This window comes from Rathayibacter sp. VKM Ac-2857 (genome assembly GCF_013205025.1).
Classification (GTDB): domain Bacteria; phylum Actinomycetota; class Actinomycetes; order Actinomycetales; family Microbacteriaceae; genus Rathayibacter.
This window is the reverse complement of the sequence record NZ_JABMLE010000003.1, coordinates 392,300-408,468: the sequence shown is the minus strand read 5'-3', so window position 1 is coordinate 408,468 and position 16,169 is coordinate 392,300. Positions and strand designations below refer to the sequence as shown.

The following is a 16,169-nucleotide window of genomic DNA, read 5'->3' as shown; positions in this document are numbered from 1 at the left end:
GTGGTACCCCAGTAGCAACGGTCTTCGGACAATCCCTTCGCTTCCCCTGCCCCCGGTCCTGAGGTGGTCGAGTCCCGTGTCACGCACTGCTGCGCTCCAGCTCGCCGAGACGGCCGCGCGCCCCGGCCCGGTCCGCGAGCGGGCGCAGGCGATGCTGGACGAGCTGCACCAGCACATCCCCTTCGACGGCGCGTGGCTGGCACTGGCCGAGCCGAACGGCACGGGGTACCGCTCGGTCGCGAGCACCGACCTCGACGAGTCCTGCGTCCGCTACCTCAGCGGCCCGCAGATGGCGCACGACATCGAGAGGACCGGCGCCGATCGCGAACGGCCTCCCCTCAGCCTGTCGGACGTGCCCTACTCGCCGAGGGACCTGCAGACCTGGGCGGAGTGCCTGCTCCCCGCGGGATTCCACGAGACCCTGTCCGTCGCCCTGTTCGAGGACGGGGGCCGGCACGTGGGCTTCATGACGGTGCTGTTCCGGAGCGCGGAACCGCCGTCGCCGGCGGTCCGCCGACGCCTCGCTCGACTCGTGCCGACGCTCACCTCGGGCATCGACCCCGTCCGCTCGCTCGCCGCGTCGGCCTCGGTCGTCGGCGGAGCCGGAGCAGGCGTGGTCCTCCTCGCTGACCACGGCGTCGCCTCGCTTCCGGGTCTCTCCGCGGACGAGCTGCTCACCGCCGATTCGGCTCTGATCGACGCCGCGAGGGACGCCCTCGCCGAGGGGCGGAACTACGCCTCGTTCCTCTGGCCCCGCGGACGCCGGAAGTCGCCGGACGGCTATGTGCGGGTGACGGTGCTGGCCTGCGAGAGAGAACTGGCCGCAGTGACCCGCGGAGTCGTCGTGCTCTCCCCCGCGACACGCCTGCGGGGCCTGACACCTCGGGAGCTCGAGGTGCTGGGCCACGTGATCGAGGGGTGCTCCAATCTCGAGATCGCCCGGGCGCTGAGAGTCGCTCCCCGCACGGTCGCCGCTCACCTCGAGCACATCCTGGTCAAGCTGGACGCCACGTCGCGCACGCTCGCGGCCGTCCGCGCCGAGCGCGCCGGCCTCTACGTCCCCCTCTCGCGAGCCCGGGCCGGCTGAGTCCGGACCGGGTGAGTCCGGACCGGGTGAGCTCCGCGCGGGGCATCACCGCGCTGCGCGACCGGACGACGAACCTCCGTTCGGAAAGGAACCGTCATGTCCCACCTGTCCGTCAAGGCCGGTGTCGCCGCACTCGTCGGCGCAGTCGTCGCGGCGCTCGCCGCGCTCCTCGGTGTCCCCGATCTGTCGCCCCTGCTCGGCTGGGCGATCGCCGCGGCGGTGTTCCTCGTCTGGGCCTGGTCGACGGCGTGGCCGGCCGGCCCCGAGCGCAACCGCGACCTCGCCCGCCACGAGGACCGGTCCCGGAAGCTGGTCGACTCGCTCATCATCGCCGCCACCTTCCTCAGCCTCGTCCTCGTGGTCGTCGCGCTCCTCCGCAGCCAGCAGAAGGACCCCGTCGGATCCGCGGCCGCGATCCTCGCGGTCGTCGGGGTCGTCGCGGCCTGGGCGCTCATCAACACCGTCTACGCCTTCAAATACGCGCGCATGTACTACCTCGACGACCGCCACCGCTTCGACTTCGACCAGGACGAGGACCCGTCCTACAGCGACTTCGCCTACACAGCCTTCTCGATCGGCATGGCGTACAGCGCGAGCAACATCACCCAGTCCTCCACCCCCTCACGGCGCATCGCCCTGGCCCACGCTCTGCTGTCCTACTTCTTCGGCACCTTCGTCGTCGCCGTCGCCATCAACCTGATCACCGGCCTCAGCCAGGGAGGGTGAGGAGCGCGGCAGTGCTTTTCGGGGGGACGACCCGCGGTGCGGGGGGGGGGGGGGCACGTCCTCGACCCGGTGATCGGAAGGCCCGGGTGGTACCACGACCGCGTCAGCCGGTCTCCGCGGGTCCGCCCCGACCGGGCGCCGCGTCGGCCGCGAGGGGGCGGCCCGCCCGCTCCTCGAGCAGCGCGGCGGCGAGGAGCTCGCCGTCCACGTCGCCGAAGGAGGCGAGGGCCTCCCGGTGCAGGCGGGTGACGAGCGCGATCGTCTCGTGCGGCGTCCCCGCCTCCTCCGCGAGGCGCAGCACCGTCTCCAGCTCCTCGACCACGCGGCCGAGCGGGAAGTCGGGCATGCGGTCGCCGGCGAGGAGCGCCGGCCCGTGCCGCTCGAGGAAGGCGCTCGCGCCGGGACTCTCCAGCAGCGCGCCACGCAGAGCGGACGGCTCCCAGCCCAGCGCTCGGCCCAGCAGGAGCACCTCGGTGACGGCGATCACCTGGCCGAACCAGAGGGTGTTGGCGACCAGTTTCGCGACGTGCGCGAGCGCGGGTTCCGACTGCGCGACGGGCGTCGCAGCGTCGTGCCCCAGCGCTACGAGCACGTCCGTCACCTCGTGCACCGCGGCGGTGTCCCCGCCGAGATAGAAGCCGAGCGTCCCCGCCGCGGCGTCCGCCGGCCCGCCCCGCAGCGGAGCCGCGACCGCGCCGATCCCCCGCCGCTCAGCCTCCGCCACCAGCGTCGCGACGCTCCGCGGGTCGTTGCTGGTGAAGTCGAGCCAGACGCCGCCCGGAGCCAGCCCGCCGAGCGCGCCGCCCGCGCCGAGCAGGGCCTCCCGGCACTCGATCGGCCCCGGCAGCACGGTGATCAGCGTGTCCGAGCGGGCGGCCAGCGCGGCACCGTCCGGCGCCGTCGGCAGCCGATCGGCCCGCGCCCGCTGCAGCGCCTCCTCGTCGACGTCCGACACCGTCACGTCGAAGCCGTGTTCCCGCAGGCGCCGCGCGACGGGCGCTCCCATCCGGCCGTACCCGAGGATGCCGATGCGTCTGCTCATGGCCCCAGCATGGCCGGACCCTCCTCCGCGGCGGTGGAACGACGGCAGCCCGGGCGGTCAATCCCCTTCTGGCGGCCGGAGGGCACTGCCTAGCGTCGAAGAGCGGGCGTCGGACGAGGCTCGCACCGACTGCTCCTGGAAAGGTACGACCCGCATGTTCTTCCACCGTCAAGAACTCCAGTTCAAGTCCACTCCCTCCAAGCCCGACGCCGTCTTCGCCCGCCGGTTCCAGGAGGTGCTCGGCGGCCAGTACGGCGAGATCACCGTCGCCATGCAGTACGGCTTCCAGGCCTGGAACGCCCATGAGCCGGGCAAGTACCGCGACCTGCTCTTCGGCATCGGCGCGGAGGAGTTCGGCCACGTCGAGATGATCGCGGTCATGATCGCCCAGCTGCTCGAGAAGGCCCCCGTCGAGCAGTCCGAGGACGCCATCCGCAAGGACCCGGTCCTCGGCGCGGTCATCGGCGGCACCGACGTCCAGGCTGCGATCGTCGCCGGCGCGGGCGTGCGCCCGGTCGACAGCAACGGCAACCCGTGGCAGGGCTCGTACATCACGGCGAGCGGCAACCTCCTCGCCGACTTCACCGCGAACGCGAACGCCGAGATGCAGGGCCGCCTGCAGGTGGCGCGGCTGTACCACATGACCGACGACCACGGCGTGCGGGACCTGCTCTCGTTCCTCCTGGCGCGCGACACCATGCACCAGAACCAGTGGATCGCCGCGGCCGCCGAGCTGCGCGCCGAGGGCGTGGAGGACCTGCCGGTGCCCTCGAACTTCCCGCTGTCGAAGGAGGAGCGCTCGGTGTCGTACGAGTACATCAACTTCTCGGACGGCGCCGCCGCCGCCGAGGGCAGCTGGGCCTCCGGACCCACGCCCGACGGCAAGGGCGAGTTCAGCTACCGCACGGCGAGCCCCGACGACGGCGTGCCGATGCCCCCGCCCACCCAGCCGGACGAGCGCTTCTACGGCACCACGCCGAAGCCGAACATCGTCGAGAAGGCCGTCGGAGCCGTCAAGGACGCCGTGACCGGCAAGTAGCTCCCCGCCTCGCCGACCTCCGGGCGCGGTACCGACCCGCGGTGCCGCGCCCGCCAGGGCGCCAGGGTGCTCCCGGCTCGGAGGAGGCTCGACCCCCGGGCGGGAGCCGTCTCTTTGGGCCGCTGCTCAGGCGGGCGGAGTCCGGTCGAGCTCGGCCTCGGCCAGGACGACCAGGCCCCGGTCGCTGTGCGAGGTCTCCAGCATCGCGAGGACCCAGGCCTTGTCGACGGCGGGCGGCCTGCTATCACGCGGTCTGGGACGGGTCGGCAGTGACCCGCCCGGACGCGTGCCGCCGCGTCCGAGCATCGCCTCCGCCGCGGAGGCCGTGATGTCCCCCTGCTGATCGAGTAGCCCGCGCAGCGGGCGTATCGAGATCCACCACCGTCAGCACATCAGTCTGCAGACCCGCCCCGCTGATGACGGCGGGTCTCGATACGCCGCCGCAAGCGGCTACTCGACCAGCATGATGCGGCGCCACCGCGTCCTCTCCCTCACCACCCGGATGCGAAGCAGCTGCGCCTGACGGTCTCGGGAGGGGTCGCGACAGTCAGCTGGAACTGATGACCGCGGCTCAGCGAGCCTGCACCATGGCATCGTGCGCCCGTCGTGATCTCACGTAGCGGGCGCACAGTCGTGTTCCCAGGATCAGACTCACCACCCCGCCGACGAACGTCGCTGCGACCAGGGCCGTCCAGGTCGTCATGCTGGAGCTCGGAGTGAGAGTGAACCAGTAGAAGAGCCCGGTGCCACCGCCGACGACTGCAGCAGCGGCCAGCGGTGCGAGGACAGCGACCTTCTTCTCCGCGAGAGTCCACGACGAGCAGAGCAGCAGTGCTACGACTCCGATCAGCCACCCCGCGCCGGGGATCAGCAGCCAGCCGAACGCGTACAACAACGAGCTCGCAACAGCGAACCACGGGCGATCGAAGACGAGTCCACTGCTGCTGGACGACCCGCCGGCCGCCGAAGCGATGCGCGCAGGGGTCCCGAGCTCGGCGATGCGCTCTCGCGCAGCGTCGTCATCGAGGCCTTCGAGCTCCTCCGCGATCCCCCCGTAGATCTCCTCGCGGAGGTCGGCGCGCACACCCGAGAGCGCGACCTTCAACTCTTCGAGGTAGCGATCGGCCACGCGCGAGGTGGATGCAGTCATGGGGTTCCCCTTCCGATCGTCTGGTTCACCTGACTGACGAACGACGGCCACTCCGCTCTGAAACGGCCGAGTTCGATCTTTCCCACGTCAGTCAGTGAGTAGTACTTCCGCGCGGGGCCTTGATCGCTCGGCACGACGACCGCGGCGATGGACCCCCGGTCCCGCAACCGCCCCAGAAGCGGATACAGCGTCCCGATGCTCCCGATGACCCCCACCTCCTGCAGCCGTGTCGACAGCTCCCACCCGTACATCGGCACGGTGTCCAGGAGCCCGAGGATGCAGAACTCAGCAACGCCCTTCCGAAGCTGCGCCCCGACACCTTCTATCATGCGTCACAGGCTACTCGCTCCGTCGGCCCGAGTCGCCGGATGCCGCGTCGACCGCCTCACTGGAAAGCACCGTCCGCCGACTCCCCCGCCGGCGACGGGCCAGGCGATCGCGGCGATGGCCCCTCAGCCCTCAGTCCGCAGCGGAACCCGGAGGAGTGGTCACGAGCAGGTAGCGCGCCGGGCTCTCGGCGTCCGCCGGCACCGACCAGCGGTGCGGGCGCGTCGTCTCGATCGTGATCGACTCGCCGGCCGACACTGCGTGAGACGCTCCGTCGGCGTAGGTCAGCACGGCGGTGCCCTCGGTGACGAAGACGAACTCCTCGCCCCGGTGCACGAAGTCGACGTCGTCGGACTGCCCCGGCTGCGCGGTGAAGAGGTACGCCTCCGTCCGCCGGCCCGGGCCGCCCGCCACCAGCCGAGCACGCGGGGCGTGCGGCGCGTCGCTCGCGCGCAGGTGCGCCTCCGGTGTCGTGTCGTCGGAGGAGGCGATCACCGGCACCAGCTCGGCCGGCGGCACGTCGAACGCCGCGGCCAGCGCGTAGAGGGTGGAGAGACTCGGCAGCAGGCGGCCGTTCTCGAGCTTCGAGAGGAACGGCTGCGAGACCCCGGCCTCGGCCGCGAGCGCGCGCATCGAGAGTCCGCGCGCGGTGCGCAGGGCGCGGACGAGCAGGCCGATCTCGGAGGCGAGGGCCGGTGCCTCCACGGCGTCGTCGCTCATCGGTCCTCCGGGTGGCGCGGTGGTGCGGTCTTGCCGAGCGTGATAACTCCTGGTTATCATCAGCTCGTTGATAACGCCAGGTTATCAGCCCTCCGATCGGGAGCATCCGATCGCCATCGAAGGGCCGCACCGTGACCAAGCAGATCTTCCTCGGCGCGTTCGAGGAGTTCACGCCGAACTTCATCAGCAACGCCTGGCACCACCCGCGCGGCGACACCCGCGACTTCGCCACTCTCGAGTACTGGCAGGACCTCGCCCGGAAGCTCGAGGACGCCGGCTTCGACTTCCTCTTCCTCGCCGAGGCGCTGGGCTACCCGATGAGCGGCGACGACGTTCCGGAGGTGGTGATCCGCGAGGCCGTGCAGGTCCCCGTGCACGATCCGCTCGTCCTCGTCAGCGGTCTCGCGGCGACCGTCGACCGCCTCGGCTTCGTGGTCACCGCCTCCACCACGGCGCAGCGGCCCTACCTCAACGCCCGCACCTTCACGACGCTCGATCATCTGACGAAGGGCCGCATCGCCTGGAACATCGTCACCTCCGACAACCAGGTCGCGCTCACCAAGCTCCTGGGGCACGACGGAGTCACGCCCCACGACGAGCGCTACCGCCGCGCCACCGAGTTCGTCGAGCTGTGCCTGAAGCTCTGGGAGGGCGCCTGGGAGGACGACGCGGTCGTCTACGACAAGGCCACCCGGACCTACGCCGACCCCGCCAAGGTGCACCGCATCACCCACGAGGGCGAGTACTTCCGCTACGACGGCTACTTCCCGGCGATCCCGTCCGTGCAGCGCACCCCGCTGCTGCTGCAGGCGGGCACCTCCTCCGCCGGTCGCGCCTTCGCCGGCCGGTACGGCGAGTGCGTCTTCATCCAGGACCGCGACCTCGGCAAGGTCGCCGCCACGGTCGCCGACCTGCGGGCGAGGGCCGAGGCCAACGGCCGCGACCCGCGGCACATCACGGTCATCCCCTCCGTCTCGATCATCGTCGGAGACACGGAGGAGGAGGCGTCGCGGCTGCGCGCCGAGCTCGACGCGACCCCCTCGCGCGAGGCGGCCGCCGCGCTCTTCATGGGGTGGAGCGGAGTGGACCTGATGTCGTTCCCGCTCGACGCGACCCTCGCCGAGGTGACGACCGAGGTCGGGCAGACCATGCTGGCGATGTTCCAGCAGCCCGAGTACAGCCCGACCGTCGCCGAGATCCTCGACGTGATCACGTCCTCGATCGGAGGGATGCGCGTCACCGGCACCGCGGAGTCCGTCGCCGACCAGCTGCAGGAGATCGTCGATCGGACCGACGTCGACGGCTTCCTGATCGAGTACACCTACGGCTCGTGGGAGACCTACCGCGACTTCGCCGAGCAGGTGATGCCGCTGCTGCGCGAGCGCGGCATGCTGCCCGAGACGCCCCGCTCCGGATCGATGCGCGAGCGGATCCTCGGACGCGGCGTGCCGACGCTGCCCGCCGGGCACCCCGGCTCCGCCTTCCGGGCGGGCGCGGCGCGCTGACCCGCCGTTCATGCCGATCGAGCAGCCCGCGGTGCGGGCGTAGGCGGCTACTCGACCAGCATGGGGCGCAGCGCGATCGCGCGCATCGGACGAGGGCCGTCCATGCTGATCGAGTAGCCCGCGCAGCGGGCGTATCGAGATCCACCACCGTCAGAACCTGAGCCTGCAGACCCGCCCCGCTGGTGACGGCGGGTCTCGATACGCCGCCGCAGGCGGCTACTCGACCAGCATGCTCGCGGCGCTGCTGCGAACTCGACCGCACCGCAGCCATGCCGATCGAGTAGCGCTACGGAGCAGGTGGTGCTGTGGCAGCTGTTCAGTGCTCCGGTTCGTAGGGTCGAGCGCATGGAACCGTCTCGACAGCTCCCCGCCATCGGCGCTCCGGCCGCCCGTGCGCTCGCGGAAGCGGGCGTGCAGGACGTGGACGACCTGCGGCGGGTGGGCCTCGACCACCTCGCGACCCTCCACGGAGTGGGGCCCAGGGCCCTCCGACTCCTCCGGCAGACCCTCGACGCCGCCGACGACGACGTCCGGTGAGGGGTGCTCCCCCGCCCCGCCCACTCCCGCGGTCAGCCGCCGGTGAGCTGCGACACGCGGCCGCGGGAGACGCCGAGGATCGCCGCGGAGTCCGTCACGGAGAATCCCGCTTCCCGCAGCCGACGTGCCGCGACACGCGCACGAGCGGCGGCGGCGATGGACGCCTGCGCCGCCTGCTCGGTCGCTCGTCGCGCCTCGACGATCTCGGCGCCGAGAGGGCCGATCTCCGGGACGACCGTCACGCCCCACTCGCCGTGGTCGACGCTCGGATCGACGGTGTCGAGGTAGTCGCGCACCTGCCGGACGGCCTTGTCGAGCGTGGCGACCTGGGTCGCGGCCTCGCCGTCGATCCACAGCTCCCAGCCGTGCTCCCAGTGATGCGCGGTGACCGTGATGCTCATCGCTCGTCCTCCTTCGCCGCCTCGATGGCGTTCAACGCCTTGCGCACGAGCCCCGGCGAGACGTCCCGGGTCTCGATAATTTACCCCGTCTAAATCGGCAATGTCTAGCCCGGGTAGACACGAATGAAGATGCGGATCACTCGCGGTCGAGCCACTCCGTGATCGCGCCGACGACGCTGTCGAGATCGGACTCGAGCAGGAAGTGGCCGCCGTCGACGAGCTCGACGCGGGCGTGAGGGGCGTCGCGCACGAAGGCCTGGGCGCCGGCCGCGGCGAAGATCTCGTCGTTCCGTCCCCAGACGGCGAGGACCGGGACCCGCGACGTGCGGAGCCAGGCCTGCACGGCGGGGTACAGCTCGCGGTTGGTGGCGTAGTCGCGGAAGAGGGCCAGCTGCACGTCGTCCTGCCCGGGGCGGGCGAGGAGCGCGAGATCGTGCTCCCAGGCGTCCGGGTCGACGGTGCTGGGGTCCGGGACCCCGTGGGTGTACTGCCACTCGACGGCCTCGCGGCCGAGGGCAGGACGGAGGGCGTCGCGCGTCGCGTCGGTCCGCTCGGCGGCGTCGGCCCAGATCGGGTCCCAGAAGCCGGGGACGAAGCCCTCCTCGTAGGCGTTGCCGTTCTGCGAGATCACGCCGGCGACCGCGGCGGGGTCGGCGAGGGCGAGGCGCCAGCCGACGGGTGCGCCGTAGTCCTGGACGTAGATCGTGTACCGGGACACCCCGATGGTCTCGAGGAAGCGGCGGGTCACCTCGGTGAGGGACGCGAAGGTGTAGTCGAAGTCGTCGACGGAGGGCGCGGACGAGCGTCCGAACCCGATGTGGTCCGGCGCGATGACGCGGTAGCGCCCCGCGACGGCCGGAATCAGGTGGCGGAACATGTGCGAGCTGCTCGGGTAGCCGTGCAGCAGCAGGAGGACCGGGGCGTCGACGGGTCCGGCCTCCCGCCAGAACACGTCGAGCCCTCCGACGGAGACGGTGCGGTGGTGGACAGTGACCATGACTAACCCTTTCAAGTGGTTTTACTGGTTAGCAGGACGCTAGCATGGGCCGGACGAGCCGCACGGCGCGGGAGAGCGGGGAGCGATGGACCGGGACGAGGAGCTGCTCCTGGCGGTGCTGAACAGCGCGCCGGTGGTCGACGGCCAGCCGACGGACGACCTGGGTGATGCCTCCGGGCGGGAGCTCGCGCGACGATGGGGCGGGGCCGGCACCGGGCCCGAGCTCGAGCGGCTGCGGCGTGCCCGCGATGCGCTCCAGGCGGTCGTGCGCTCGGGCGCGCACGCCGCCGTGGCGGAGCTTTCGGGCCTGGTCGCGGACGCCGTGAGCACTCCGCGCGTCACCGGCGAGGGCGTCGTGTGGGAGCTGAGCGCGCCCGAGGCGGACCGCCTCGCGGTGGAGGCGGTCCTCGCGTGGTCGACCGTGAGCGCCCGGTTCCCGGGGCGGCTCCGCGCCTGCGCGAACGACGAGTGCAACCTCTTCCTCCTCGACCGCAGCCGGCCCGGCACCGCGAGGTGGTGCTCGATGGCGACGTGCGGCAACCGGATGAAGGCCCGCGCGCACGCGAACCGGTCGAGGGACTGACGGCGCCCGTCCGCGGAGGATCTCCGATCCGCATGTCGCCGACCGGAGAGTGGTGCCACCACCTCGTCTCGCGTTCCTCGGATCCTGCGCCCGGGCCCCGCTTCGCTCTACCCTTCGACGATGACACCTCCGACTCCGCCGGCCCGCCCTCGCAACACCGTCGGACTGGTCGCCTTCGTTCTCGCGATCGTGCAGACCCTGACGCAGATCCTGCTCGCGGGGCTCACCACCGCGGTGCCGGTGCTCGCCTTCGAGAAAGGGATCGACGCGACGAGCATCGCGGCCCTGTTCGTCGGCATCGGCCTCGGCCAGCTGCTCCTCGCCGCCGCCACCACCGTGCTCGCCGTCGTCGGCGTGCTGCGGACGGGCCTCCCCCGCGCTCTCGCCTGGGTCGCTCTGGGCGTCGGTGCGCACGGCGTCCTCGTCGGTCTGGCGACCCTGGTCCTCCCCCCGCTGGTCGGCCTCGTCCTGCAGTGATCTCGGCGCGGTCGACGCGCGGCGAGGATCCAGGAGCAGGAGCGGGCCGCCCGCCGGCCGTCCGGCCGTCCGCTTCCGGACATGGCCGCAAGAGGGCATTGCCCCCGCGGCCGGCACCTGCCACGGTCGCAGAGCGACCGACGACGGTCCACCGCCTCGAACGACCGGAGTGCACTGATGAGCGAATCCCTCTCGACCGACGACAGCACGAGCGAGATGACGCCCGAGGTGCTGGCCGCGTTCAGCGACGCCTGGAGCCGTCACGACCTCGAGGAGCTGATGAGCCACGTCACCGACGACTGCGTCTACGGCGCGTCCGTCGGTCCCGAGCCCGGCCGCACCTGGTCCGGCAAGGAGCAGGTCCGCGAGGGCTTCGCGCTCATGCTCGCCTTCGACACCGGGCAGGAGCGGCACGAGGAGGGCGAGCCCCTCATCTCCGGGACCCGCGGTGCCGCGACCTGGTCCTTCACCGGAACCGCTCCGGACGGCACGCCCTTGGTCACGCGCGGCTGCGACATCTACGAGTTCCGCGGCGGCAAGATCGCCCGCAAGGACGCGTTCCGGAAGGTCTACCAGGCCGAGTGACGACTGCGGGACGGAGCCGGGAGCCGGCTGAGGAACCGGGTGAGCGGGCGCCCGGCGCTCGGCTGCGCGCCGCCTCGATCCGGGCGCTCCTCGGCTCGTTCCTCGCGGTGCTGCCGTTCTCGATCGGCAGGCTGATCGACGCGGCGGGCGGGACGGGTGCGACACCGCTGGCCGCCGACCTGGGCTTCTCGCTGATCGCCGTCGGCGGGCTCGTCGTCGTCGCCGCCCTCGCGAGCATCCCGGTCGCCGTGCTCAGCTACCTCCTCGAGCGCGTGGTCGAGCGGGTGTGGCTCAGCCGGGGCGGCCGACTCGCCGCCGGTGCCGTCGCCGCCGCGCTGGTCGGCGGTGGGGCGGGGCTGGCGCTCGGCGGACTGATCGCCCCGATGTGGCGGCCGGTGGGGCGGGCGCTGGTGTTCACCGGACCCTGGGCCGCGGCGGCAGCGCTGCTGTTCCTGATCGCGTCGACCGTGCGACGCCCACGGCGCGGGACCCGCAGCAGCTGACAGGTTCTGCTGCTCCCCCTGGTCTTGACTCTGACGCAGCGTCAACCCGTACCGTCGCTCTCATCGCCGCCGGACATCTCCGGAGGGGCGGGGACGGAGGACGCGGTGGCGCAGGAGTGGTCGGCACAGGAGTGGTCGGTGCACGAGTGGTCGGTGCACGAGGTGGCGCGGCTGGCCGGGACGACCAGCCGGACGCTGCGGCACTACGGAGCCGTGGGGCTGCTGCCGCCGAGCCGGCTGGGCGCGAACGGGTACCGCTACTACGACGCCGCCGCGCTCGTGACGCTGCAGCGGATCCTGCTGCTGCGCGACCTCGGTCTCGGGCTGGCCGAGATCGGGCGGATCCTCCGCCGCGACACCGAGCCGGTGACCGCTCTCGAGCGGCACCTCGACGTGCTGCGGGAGGAGCGCGAGCGGCTCGACCGCCGCATCCGGGCGGTCACCGGGACGATCACGACGCTGAGGGAAGGGAACGGGCCGATGGCCGAGGAGATGTTCGACGGGTTCGACCACGCGGAGCACCGCGAGGAGGTGGAGCGCCGCTGGGGCGCGCCGGCCTACGCCGACGGCGACCGCTGGTGGCGCTCGATGGGCACCGAGGAGCGGGAGGCGTGGCGCCGCAGGCAGGCGGACCTCGCCGGCGCCTGGACCGCCGCGGCGGCGAGCGGGACGGACCCGGAGAGCGAGGACGCGCTCGCGCTCGCCGAGCGGCACCGCGCCTGGCTGGCCGAGGTGCCGGGCACGCCCCGCGACGCGACCGGCGGGCCGAGTGACGAGTACCTGCTCGGGCTCGGCGAGATGTACGTCGCCGACGAGCGCTTCGCCGCGCACTACGGCGGAGTCGCCGGCGCCCGGTTCGTGCGCGACGCGCTGCGGGCGCTGGTCGAGCGGAGGAGCTGACCCGACGGCGCGTCCGGCGCCGCACCTCCGGCTCGCGGAATCCCCTCCGGCTCGCCGTTCGGCGCGCATCCCACGGGCCCAGGCCCGTTCCGCCTCCACGACGGGTCCTCGATGCGCGCCACGGCCTTGGCAGGACGACGGCCTCCGAGTTGGATGGGGGGATGCTGACCCTCCTCCCGCCGGCCTCGGAGCCCTGGACGATCACGGGCCTGGGCCGCACCGACGACGGTCCGCTCGACGAGGTGCTGATCGCTGTCGACCGGGGAACGCCGGAGCACCGCTTCACGATCCGCACGATGCGGCGCACCGGCACCCGGCTGGGACCTCAGGGCTCCGTCCACGGGACGGTGACGGACTCGATCGCGACCGCGAGCCTGGCCGTCGGCTGCCTGCTCCTGGACGTGCTGCCCACCGACCTGCCGACCCACGAGGCGCGCGCCGCGATGAGGGAGACGGAGGAACGAGCCCAGGCTCTCGCCCGCGATCGTGCCCGCTGGGACGTCACCGCGCTCCTCCTCGACGGCATCGACTACGCACTGTTCACCCGCAGCATCCCCGAGGGGAGCGTCGCCCACGCCGACCTCGGCTGGGCCACCGTCGCGATGTGGAGCCGCGGACCTCTCCACGAGGGCCCCTTCCGGCTGGCGGACGTCGAGCCGAGTGACGACCTCGGCGTCCACTGACCGATCCTCCGCGCAGGAGGACGGGCGACTCGCGATGGGGGATGATCGCCAGGAGCCGCCGCAGAGCTGAACGCACGACGAGAGCACTGGTGTCCCGCCACTCCGAAGTCCCTTTCACGACTGGCCGCCCACAGGAACCGCAGAGCTGTAACCTCCTGGCAGCCCGGGACGTTGAGTCTCGGGAAGTGAACCCGAGACCCGTCCGGAACGGACGTGGCGCTCGGGTTTCGCGCGTTCAGGGCGCGATGTCGACCACCGCGCTGATCATCGGCTGGGCGCGCCGCCGCCAGTCACCGCCGGCCGCTGCCACCACCTCGGGCACGTGGTTCGCCCTCCGGCACGTTCAGAAGAATCTCGCGGCCCCGATGAACGCCGGCGCCCCTCCGCCAGTACACCTCTGCGAGTCGCCGATCGCCGGCGACCGAGAGTCTCAAGGAGTACCCGATGAACAGGACGTTCAAGGTCGGCATCACCGCTGTCGCCGTCGCGAGTGTGATGGCCGTGGCCCCCGTGCTGGCCGGTGCGAGCAGTGTCGCTCCCGCGGTCGCGACCAGCGATTCCAGCAGCGCGCTCGTCAGCGCCGCCCGCTCGGTGGCGGCCAAGCTGCGCGTCGTCGGTCTCGCCGACGGCGGCACTTCGCTCGTGCAGTTCAACCCCACCAAGCCCGGAACGGTCACCGGCGAGGTCGCCGTCACCGGTCTCACCGGCGGCGACACCTCGCTCGTCGGCATCGACTACCGCGTCCAAGACGGCAACCTCTACGGCGTCGGCAACACCGCGGCGAGCGCCGGCGTCTACTCCATCGACGCGAAAACGGGCGTGGCCACCCCGGTCACCCGCCTCACCGTGGCGCTCAGCGGCACCACCTTCGGCGTCGACTTCAACCCCGCCGCCAACGCCCTCCGCGTGGTCAGCGACACCGGCCAGAACCTGCGCCAGCCGTTCGCCACCCCGGGTGCCGCGACGGTCGCCGACGGCTCGCTGAGCTACGCCGCACCGGCCGTGGCCACCGGCGTCAACGGGGCCGCGTACACGAACAACGACCTCGACCCGAACACGGCGACCACCCTCTTCGTCCTCGACACGGCGCTCGATCAGATCGCCATCCAGTCCCCCGCCAACGCCGGCACGCTGGCACCGACCGGCAAGCTCGGCGTCGACGCGGCCGGCATCACCGGCTTCGACATCTACTCCGTCCTCCGCAACGGCAGCTCCATCGCCTCGATCGGCCTCGCCGCCGTCAACGGGTCGCTCTACGAGGTCGGCGTGCTCAACGGCACGGCCACCCGCCTCGGCACCATCGGCGCGGACGTCACCGACATCGCGATCCCGCTCGTCCAGCGCTGACCCGGACCTACCGCGCACCACGCACGACCGCCGGCCGATGCTCCCCCGAGGGGCATCGGCCGGCGCTCTCGTCGAAGTCCCGCGGCACGGCAGGACGGGTGCCGGTCCGTCCTCTCTCGAGACCGCCGGACGCTAGCGTCGTGGAGCGGCCGAGCAGACCGCGTCCGGGCGAGGCGAGGAGCGAGCGCATGCTCATCAGACATCGGGACCGCGAGCCCGTGATCCACCCCACCGCGTCCGTCGCGTCGTCCGCCGTGGTGAGCGGGGCCGTCCGCATCGGAGCGGGGGCCCGCATCCTGCACGGGGCGGTCGTCACGGCGGAGGACGGCGAGGTCGCCATCGGCGAGGACACCGTCGTGATGGAGCACGCGCTGATCCGCGGCCGAGCGGGTCACCCGGTGAGCATCGGCGCGGCGGTCATGATCGGCCCGCACGCCCACGTGAACGGCAGCATCGTCGAGGACGAGTCGTTCATCGCCACCGGCGCGTCCCTCTTCCCCGGCAGCCGCATCGGCACCGGTGCCGAGGTCCGGATCAACGCTGTCGTGCAGGTGAACACCGTCCTCGAGCCCGGTTCCGTGGTCCCGATCGGCTGGGTGGCTGTCGGGACGCCGGCGTCGATCCTCCCGCCGGAGCGCCACGAGGAGATCTGGGCGATCCAGCGGCGGCTCGACTTCCCCGGGACCGTCTACGGCGTCGGACCCGGAGTGTCGATGCGCGAGCTGATGCGGCGGCAGTCCGAGTTCTACGGCGCCCACCTGGACGATCGAGTGATCGAGCAGTGACCTGATCGCTCCCCGCTCAGGGCGGCGCGGCGCTACTGTTCGGGCATGATCTCCCCCGAGCACTTCCTGGCGTTCGCTCTCGCGTCGGTGGCCCTGATCGTGATCCCCGGGCCGAGCGTCCTCTTCACCATCAGCCGGTCGATCGCCTACGGCCGCCGGGCCGGGATGCTGAGCCTCCTCGGGAACGCCCTCGGGATCATGCCCGCGATCCTCGCCGTCGCCTTCGGGGTGGGCGCCGTCGTCGCCGCCTCGGTCGTCGCGTTCACCGTGCTCAAGCTCGCGGGAGCCGTCTACCTCGTGTGGCTCGGCGTGCAGGCGATCCGCCACCGCCACGCGCACTCCGGCACGACGGCCGGCGCTCCGGCGTCGTCCTGGACGCTGCTGCGCCAGGGCTTCGTCGTCGGCCTCACGAACCCGAAGACGGTCGCCTTCTTCGTCGCCGTCCTCCCCCAGTTCGTGGATCCGGCGGCCGGCCCCGTCTGGGCGCAGCTGCTGATCCTCGGCTTCACCTTCCAGGGCCTGGCGCTGCTCTGCGACAGCGTGTGGGCGCCCTCGCTGCGGGGACCGCGCGCACCTGGTTCGCCTCGTCGCCGAAGCGGATGTCGACCCTCACCGGCACCGGCGGCGTCATGATGATCGGCCTCGGCGGCACCCTCGCGCTCACCGGCTCCAAGAGCTGACCGGGCCACGAGCTGACCGGCTCGGAGGGCGCCCGGGCGCAGCCGGTCAGCTCCGGCTGAGGCGGGGAGCCCTCGGCATTCGCTGGCGACGCGCC

Annotated in this window: 19 protein-coding genes and 1 pseudogene; 14 read left to right on the top strand and 6 right to left on the bottom strand. The window is 72.2% G+C overall.

Going from position 1 to position 16,169, the window contains the following annotated elements:
• The first annotated feature begins 76 nt into the window (after positions 1 to 76).
• On the top strand, positions 77 to 1,087 hold the full coding sequence (locus HQQ86_RS22125) for a LuxR C-terminal-related transcriptional regulator (RefSeq protein ID WP_173289128.1): 1,011 nt from the start codon (positions 77 to 79) through the stop codon (positions 1,085 to 1,087).
• A 96-nt stretch (positions 1,088 to 1,183) separates the two neighbouring features.
• A complete protein-coding gene (locus HQQ86_RS15400; RefSeq protein WP_173289127.1) occupies positions 1,184 to 1,813 on the top strand; it encodes a DUF1345 domain-containing protein in 630 nt (209 codons plus the stop codon).
• 103 nt (positions 1,814 to 1,916) lie between these two features.
• Here HQQ86_RS15400 and HQQ86_RS15395 read toward each other — a convergent pair whose 3' ends face one another.
• Positions 1,917 to 2,855 carry an NAD(P)-dependent oxidoreductase gene (locus HQQ86_RS15395; RefSeq protein WP_173289126.1) on the bottom strand — a complete coding sequence of 313 codons (939 nt, stop codon included), beginning with the start codon at positions 2,853 to 2,855 and terminating at the stop codon, positions 1,917 to 1,919.
• 154 nt (positions 2,856 to 3,009) lie between these two features.
• Between HQQ86_RS15395 and HQQ86_RS15390 the strand changes: the two genes are divergently transcribed.
• Entirely contained in the window at positions 3,010 to 3,894 is an 885-nt protein-coding gene (locus HQQ86_RS15390) for a manganese catalase family protein (protein ID WP_173289125.1), read from the top strand.
• A gap of 571 nt (positions 3,895 to 4,465) precedes the next feature.
• Here HQQ86_RS15390 and HQQ86_RS15385 read toward each other — a convergent pair.
• The 3 genes from HQQ86_RS15385 to HQQ86_RS15375 form a co-directional block, all read right to left on the bottom strand.
• Entirely contained in the window at positions 4,466 to 5,044 is a 579-nt protein-coding gene (locus HQQ86_RS15385) for a hypothetical protein (RefSeq protein ID WP_173289124.1), read from the bottom strand.
• The gene (locus HQQ86_RS15380; protein ID WP_173289123.1) at positions 5,041 to 5,373 is read right to left on the bottom strand and encodes a PadR family transcriptional regulator; all 333 of its coding nucleotides are present in this window, start codon (positions 5,371 to 5,373) and stop codon (positions 5,041 to 5,043) included. Before HQQ86_RS15380 ends, HQQ86_RS15385 begins: the two co-directional genes overlap by 4 nt.
• A 130-nt stretch (positions 5,374 to 5,503) precedes the next feature.
• On the bottom strand, positions 5,504 to 6,091 hold the full coding sequence (locus tag HQQ86_RS15375; RefSeq protein ID WP_173289122.1) for a helix-turn-helix domain-containing protein: 588 nt from the start codon (positions 6,089 to 6,091) through the stop codon (positions 5,504 to 5,506).
• A 131-nt stretch (positions 6,092 to 6,222) separates the two neighbouring features.
• On the opposite strand from HQQ86_RS15375, the gene HQQ86_RS15370 reads away from it, so the two are divergent.
• On the top strand, positions 6,223 to 7,596 hold the full coding sequence (locus HQQ86_RS15370) for an NtaA/DmoA family FMN-dependent monooxygenase (RefSeq protein ID WP_173289121.1): 1,374 nt from the start codon (positions 6,223 to 6,225) through the stop codon (positions 7,594 to 7,596).
• Between the two features lie 345 nt (positions 7,597 to 7,941).
• Positions 7,942 to 8,133 (top strand): helix-hairpin-helix domain-containing protein, encoded by a 192-nt coding sequence (locus HQQ86_RS15365; RefSeq protein ID WP_173289120.1) that lies wholly within the window; start codon positions 7,942 to 7,944, stop codon positions 8,131 to 8,133.
• A 32-nt stretch (positions 8,134 to 8,165) separates the two neighbouring features.
• On the opposite strand, the gene HQQ86_RS15360 is transcribed toward HQQ86_RS15365, so the two are convergent.
• Both HQQ86_RS15360 and HQQ86_RS15355 read right to left on the bottom strand, forming a co-directional pair.
• The gene (locus HQQ86_RS15360; protein ID WP_173289119.1) at positions 8,166 to 8,534 is read right to left on the bottom strand and encodes an antitoxin HicB; all 369 of its coding nucleotides are present in this window, start codon (positions 8,532 to 8,534) and stop codon (positions 8,166 to 8,168) included.
• A 136-nt stretch (positions 8,535 to 8,670) separates the two neighbouring features.
• Complete coding sequence (locus tag HQQ86_RS15355; protein WP_173289118.1) at positions 8,671 to 9,531, bottom strand: alpha/beta fold hydrolase; 861 nt, start codon at positions 9,529 to 9,531, stop codon at positions 8,671 to 8,673.
• Positions 9,532 to 9,616: 85 nt separating this feature from the next.
• On the opposite strand from HQQ86_RS15355, the gene HQQ86_RS15350 reads away from it, so the two are divergent.
• From HQQ86_RS15350 to HQQ86_RS15310, 9 genes and pseudogenes are all read left to right on the top strand, one after another.
• Complete coding sequence (locus HQQ86_RS15350) at positions 9,617 to 10,114, top strand: CGNR zinc finger domain-containing protein (RefSeq protein WP_173289117.1); 498 nt, start codon at positions 9,617 to 9,619, stop codon at positions 10,112 to 10,114.
• A gap of 120 nt (positions 10,115 to 10,234) precedes the next feature.
• Positions 10,235 to 10,591 (top strand): hypothetical protein, encoded by a 357-nt coding sequence (locus HQQ86_RS15345; RefSeq protein ID WP_173289116.1) that lies wholly within the window; start codon positions 10,235 to 10,237, stop codon positions 10,589 to 10,591.
• Positions 10,592 to 10,768: 177 nt separating this feature from the next.
• Positions 10,769 to 11,176 (top strand): nuclear transport factor 2 family protein, encoded by a 408-nt coding sequence (locus HQQ86_RS15340; RefSeq protein ID WP_173289115.1) that lies wholly within the window; start codon positions 10,769 to 10,771, stop codon positions 11,174 to 11,176.
• Positions 11,173 to 11,679, top strand: a complete 507-nt coding sequence (locus tag HQQ86_RS15335) for a hypothetical protein (protein WP_173289114.1) — start codon at positions 11,173 to 11,175, stop codon at positions 11,677 to 11,679. Before HQQ86_RS15340 ends, HQQ86_RS15335 begins: the two co-directional genes overlap by 4 nt.
• Positions 11,680 to 11,784: 105 nt before the next feature.
• The gene (locus tag HQQ86_RS15330) at positions 11,785 to 12,579 is read left to right on the top strand and encodes a TipAS antibiotic-recognition domain-containing protein (RefSeq protein WP_367948679.1); all 795 of its coding nucleotides are present in this window, start codon (positions 11,785 to 11,787) and stop codon (positions 12,577 to 12,579) included.
• Positions 12,580 to 12,740: 161 nt separating this feature from the next.
• Positions 12,741 to 13,262 (top strand): hypothetical protein, encoded by a 522-nt coding sequence (locus HQQ86_RS15325; RefSeq protein WP_173289113.1) that lies wholly within the window; start codon positions 12,741 to 12,743, stop codon positions 13,260 to 13,262.
• Positions 13,263 to 13,706: 444 nt separating this feature from the next.
• Positions 13,707 to 14,609, top strand: coding sequence for a DUF4394 domain-containing protein (locus tag HQQ86_RS15320; RefSeq protein WP_216845558.1), 903 nt, complete (start codon positions 13,707 to 13,709; stop codon positions 14,607 to 14,609).
• Between the two features lie 188 nt (positions 14,610 to 14,797).
• Positions 14,798 to 15,394, top strand: coding sequence for a gamma carbonic anhydrase family protein (locus HQQ86_RS15315; protein ID WP_173289112.1), 597 nt, complete (start codon positions 14,798 to 14,800; stop codon positions 15,392 to 15,394).
• 45 nt (positions 15,395 to 15,439) lie between these two features.
• Positions 15,440 to 16,074: pseudogene (locus HQQ86_RS15310) on the top strand (LysE family translocator).
• Positions 16,075 to 16,169: the final 95 nt, after the last annotated feature.